The organism is Bartonella sp. AA86SXKL, from assembly GCF_042196885.1.
The window spans coordinates 1-3855 of the sequence record NZ_JBHIRE010000054.1; the positions used below are offsets into that span (position 1 = coordinate 1).

General features: G+C 35.1%; 6 protein-coding genes and 1 pseudogene. 3 read left to right on the forward strand and 4 right to left on the reverse strand.

Annotation, left to right across the window (positions count from 1 at the left end):
* The 3 genes and pseudogenes from ACFIO5_RS09455 to ACFIO5_RS09465 all read right to left on the reverse strand — a co-directional run.
* Nucleotides 1–251 (reverse strand): annotated as a pseudogene (locus ACFIO5_RS09455) (hypothetical protein); the annotation flags it as partial.
* Nucleotides 252–364: 113 nt separating this feature from the next.
* Entirely contained in the window at nucleotides 365–745 is a 381-nt protein-coding gene (locus tag ACFIO5_RS09460) for a hypothetical protein (protein WP_375643712.1), read from the reverse strand.
* Between the two features lie 262 nt (nucleotides 746–1007).
* Nucleotides 1008–1337: a helix-turn-helix transcriptional regulator gene (locus ACFIO5_RS09465; RefSeq protein ID WP_208439714.1), complete on the reverse strand. Its 330-nt coding sequence runs from the start codon at nucleotides 1335–1337 to the stop codon at nucleotides 1008–1010.
* A gap of 120 nt (nucleotides 1338–1457) precedes the next feature.
* Between ACFIO5_RS09465 and ACFIO5_RS09470 the strand changes: the two genes are divergently transcribed.
* From ACFIO5_RS09470 to ACFIO5_RS09480, 3 genes are read left to right on the forward strand one after another with little or no spacing between them, the layout of a single operon-like run.
* Nucleotides 1458–1736 carry a hypothetical protein gene (locus ACFIO5_RS09470; protein ID WP_375668451.1) on the forward strand — a complete coding sequence of 93 codons (279 nt, stop codon included), beginning with the start codon at nucleotides 1458–1460 and terminating at the stop codon, nucleotides 1734–1736.
* A 10-nt stretch (nucleotides 1737–1746) separates the two neighbouring features.
* Complete coding sequence (locus tag ACFIO5_RS09475; RefSeq protein ID WP_375635079.1) at nucleotides 1747–2304, forward strand: hypothetical protein; 558 nt, start codon at nucleotides 1747–1749, stop codon at nucleotides 2302–2304.
* 10 nt (nucleotides 2305–2314) lie between these two features.
* On the forward strand, nucleotides 2315–2926 hold the full coding sequence (locus ACFIO5_RS09480; RefSeq protein ID WP_375610980.1) for a hypothetical protein: 612 nt from the start codon (nucleotides 2315–2317) through the stop codon (nucleotides 2924–2926).
* Here the strand turns inward: ACFIO5_RS09480 and ACFIO5_RS09485 are convergent.
* Nucleotides 2913–3704, reverse strand: coding sequence for a hypothetical protein (locus ACFIO5_RS09485; RefSeq protein WP_375632835.1), 792 nt, complete (start codon nucleotides 3702–3704; stop codon nucleotides 2913–2915). The two genes, ACFIO5_RS09480 and ACFIO5_RS09485, sit on opposite strands and share 14 nt — an antisense overlap.
* Nucleotides 3705–3855 lie beyond the last annotated feature (151 nt).

Genomic DNA, 3855 nt, shown 5'->3' on the forward strand with positions numbered 1-3855 from the left:
ATTGTTGCGTTATCATAAACCAATGCACAATCTTGGATTAGTGCATTGGCATAGACTTTGGCATTCCCAAAAACCTTGGCATTACCTGCAACCCAGCAATTGCCATCATGTGATAAATTACCCTCATGCTCAATAAAACCACCAACGTCACCTTTTTTGACATATCCAAAGTCTCTCAATGCACGAATGCGGTGGAGAGTTTTGCCCCCAACTTCGATTGTTTCATCAGTCATTTCGTATTTTTTTTCCATGGTTTTACTCCTTTAAGTTAGATTCTGCCTTTGTCGTTCTTGCAAAAGAACGGCATTGCATTGTGTGGTGAATTTTTTGAAAAGGTGGCGTCTTTTAAAAACGCCTTTAGCTTTTAAAGCACATCACAAGGACGCAAACGGTGTTGTTGTTCGTAAGAACCATACATTGCATCATCATATTCGCGCTGTTTTATATCATCTAAAAAAAAACCGTATGCTGTGCTGTGTAGAATAAAATCGTGAGGAATGTTTCCGTTGAAACACTGCTCTTCACATTCTTTAAGATAGAATTCGGCAATATCTTCAGAGATATCTTCGCAACGATTAGTCGTTGGTTCTACGCGCAAAATTTGGACAGCATTATCGGTTTGGTCGATAAAATTGATAATGTCCTTTTCTTCTAATAAAGGACCAGATTTAGCGAGATTTTGTTCTTCATTTTCGCACATCACTAAGAGAATTTCATCAGAATTTATAAACACTGGTTTATTCACAAATGCCTCCATATCAAAATATTTAAATACATTTTGAAAAAAACGCCTTGACATAGGTTTTTTTTTTCGGGGTATGGTGCAGTGATAATTGTATTTTATGCACAAGTCAATTAAAATTTTGCATAAAACGCAAAAATAAATCTTAAAATATATAATTAAATTATGCGCTATCCACAATTTGGGAGATGTTTATGAGCGATATAGATAAAAAAATAGAATCTGTTTTTTCATTATTCAATGAAAAAGAGCAGTTAATTATTACTTATTTTGTTTTTAATTTTTTTAATAATTCAAGAAAATCAAGCACCGCTTCTTTGTCAACTGGATCAAGTGATGCACATATTTTCATAAAATCTAAGTCTACTTCTTTGTAAAAACTGGGGGGAGGTTCGTTAAAAAATTCAGAAATCTTTACTAGTTCATCTATGGTTATATCTCGCGTTTTACCATTTTGATAGGTATTAAGCATGCGATTCACTGCTGATGGGTGTAGTTCTAAATGTGATGCTAATAATGTTTGTGCGCCGTGTCCTCGTTCGTTAAGACGCTCTTTAATCCATAGCTTAAGTTTGGACTGAATATCTTGTTCCATGGTTCGTATAATCCTTGAAAATATATTTTTATGCAAATGTGCAAAAATGATAAAAAAGCATAATTTCGTTGACTTGTGCATAAAACGCAATTATTTATTGCGCTGTTATGGAGATTACATATGCCTTCGAGATTAATTATAAAATATTTAGGTGGTTTCAAAACTGTAGCAACCATAGTGCAAAGAGATGTGTCATCTGTTTATAGATGGCGTGACATGCCAGCAAAACACCAGCAAAAAATTTTAGATTACGCACGTGATCATGGGATAGATTTGCGTCCAGAAGATTTTTTTTATCCCGAGCGCTTGCAGAGATTAATGCAAGAGCAACACCCCCCATTGTCGAAAATTAGCAAGAGCTGCGGTGTTGATCAGAAGGTCGATAGATTGCAGCATTAAGGAGATCAAAATGAGTTCGAATGAAATTTTATGGATAGCAGTGGTTTCAGTTTTGCTCTTAAGCGGAGTGATGTTTCGTATTGCATTGCATTATCGCGATCAAGTTAAAGCACTTAAAGAGCAGGTTCAAGATATTAAGAAAAAAATGAAAGAGAATGAGTTTAGGTATTTAAAGGAAAGCAAGCAGACAATTGATGAATGTGATGCGGATCTTGAAGAACGTGACAAGGAAATTAAACAACTGAAGCAAGAGATTGAAGAACGTGACGAGGAAATTAAACAACTGAAACAAAAGACTGAAGAGCATGAAAAGGCGTTCAGAAATGTAAGTGAAGTTGTAATGACACTCGAAGCAGATGTTCAATCACGTGATACGGAAATTAAAGAATTGAAGCAAAAGATAGATGCGTATCGAGAAGATTTTACACGGAAAAGTGAAAAGATACAGGCACTAAAAGCAGATGTTCAATCACGCGACGAGGAAGTTGAAAGACTAACACAAAAGCTTAAACAGCGTGATGAAGCAGTAAAAGCGCCGGCTCGTAAAAATAAGAAGAAGGGTAAGTGAGGAGAGAAAGATGAGTTTAGTAGCAATTGTTATTTCCTTAATTGCGAATGTGATTTCGTTTTATGCTGTTCATGACTCTTCTAAAAGAGTGCGAAGGCTTAGAAAAGAGCTAGCAGAAAAAAATGAGTTAATAATGTCACAAAAAGCATTGATGGAAGGACAGCTAGCAGAAAATGAAGAGAAAATACAACATTTACAAGAATTACAAGCAAACGTGCAAGAATGTTTAGAGAAAAGCACTAAAGGGCAAGAATGTGTGATGTCATATGAAAATATTTATGAAAATATTCAAGTCTCTAAAGCTGTTCGTACGCTTGTAAGAGAGTTTATAGAACTAAATCCCATTACAGATGAACAAGAAGATAGATCGCAGGAATTATTGCAACAATTAATGAGGGATGAGCAGACAAAGATTCAAGCAATTAAAGTTGTTAGAGCTTTTGAAGAATGGTTTATACCACGAAATACCATTACATTTGCACAACTAGACTATTGGCCGAGGTCTCAAGAGTTATTGGGGCATTTATTGGGGTTAAAGCCACTGACATGGGAAGATCTTGCTAAAAAAAGTCCTGAGGAACAACAGAGCTATCTCGTACCTGGGAAAACTATAGTGGATTGAAAGCATTTTTTAAACGAATACAGTGAGCGAAAAAATTCACTTTTTCTGGTGGATTTTCAGGATCTATAGCAGTGTGTTCCATAGTAAATATTAGATAAATTAATGGATTTTTCTTGAGAGGCGAAATGGTAAGAATTAGTTCTAATGAGCCAAAAGCTATGAGGCTAAATGGGTCAATATCTCCATGTATTAGAGGCTCTGTTTGGGGTTGTTTAAAACAGAGGTATTTGGAGCTTTGGGGCTGGATTTGGTATATATCTCCGAGGGGAAAAACGGTTGAATCAGTAAATCCACGATAGACTGCGTGAATAAATTTATAATTTCTATCATTCTCTATACTGATGGAATTAATTTTAATTATGTGTTTTGTAGGATTTGCAATGGTTAATAATATATCAATTAATAATTGTGATTTATTATCAGGATCATTATGCATCACTATACGCTGTACAAAAACATTAAGTTTTCTCTGCTCTAGAATTTCTGTCTGTTTTTCTAGAACGTTAGCAAGCTTTTCCATTGATATTGCTTGTTGTTTAGTTGAATTAGCTATGTCCATGGCATTAGCTAATTCTGTTTCAAATTTTTCTCGGTCTTCTCTTCTGAACTTTGCAGCTTCTATTCGATCTTCATTTCTTAAATTCAATGTCTGTTTAATAGAACGAAAAGAAAAAATTGCGGATAATAAAGCACCAACCGAAGAAAGTGCAGAAAATAAAACAGAAAACGCAGAAAATAATACAGGATGCTGTTCTATCCAATTTAAAACCGCTTGCATATTTCTTACACCCTTCTTTCCTTCATTTTCAGAAAAAAACAATCCTATAAAACACATTTTGTATGGAGCGGCGTGGTGATTAACACGATTCTTTGTTTTGATCTAGGTACCAAAACGGGGTGGGCGATACGTGGTGCAAGTGGTGACATGT

What these genes read in the sequence shown, in the direction of transcription:
- ACFIO5_RS09485 (WP_375632835.1), bottom strand. Translation starts at nt 3,704, where the DNA reads ATGCAAGCGGTTTTAAATTGGATAGAACAGCATCCTGTATTATTTTCT.
- ACFIO5_RS09480 (WP_375610980.1), top strand. Translation starts at nt 2,315, where the DNA reads ATGAGTTTAGTAGCAATTGTTATTTCCTTAATTGCGAATGTGATTTCG.
- ACFIO5_RS09465 (WP_208439714.1), bottom strand. Translation starts at nt 1,337, where the DNA reads ATGGAACAAGATATTCAGTCCAAACTTAAGCTATGGATTAAAGAGCGT.
- ACFIO5_RS09470 (WP_375668451.1), top strand. Translation starts at nt 1,458, where the DNA reads ATGCCTTCGAGATTAATTATAAAATATTTAGGTGGTTTCAAAACTGTA.
- ACFIO5_RS09475 (WP_375635079.1), top strand. Translation starts at nt 1,747, where the DNA reads ATGAGTTCGAATGAAATTTTATGGATAGCAGTGGTTTCAGTTTTGCTC.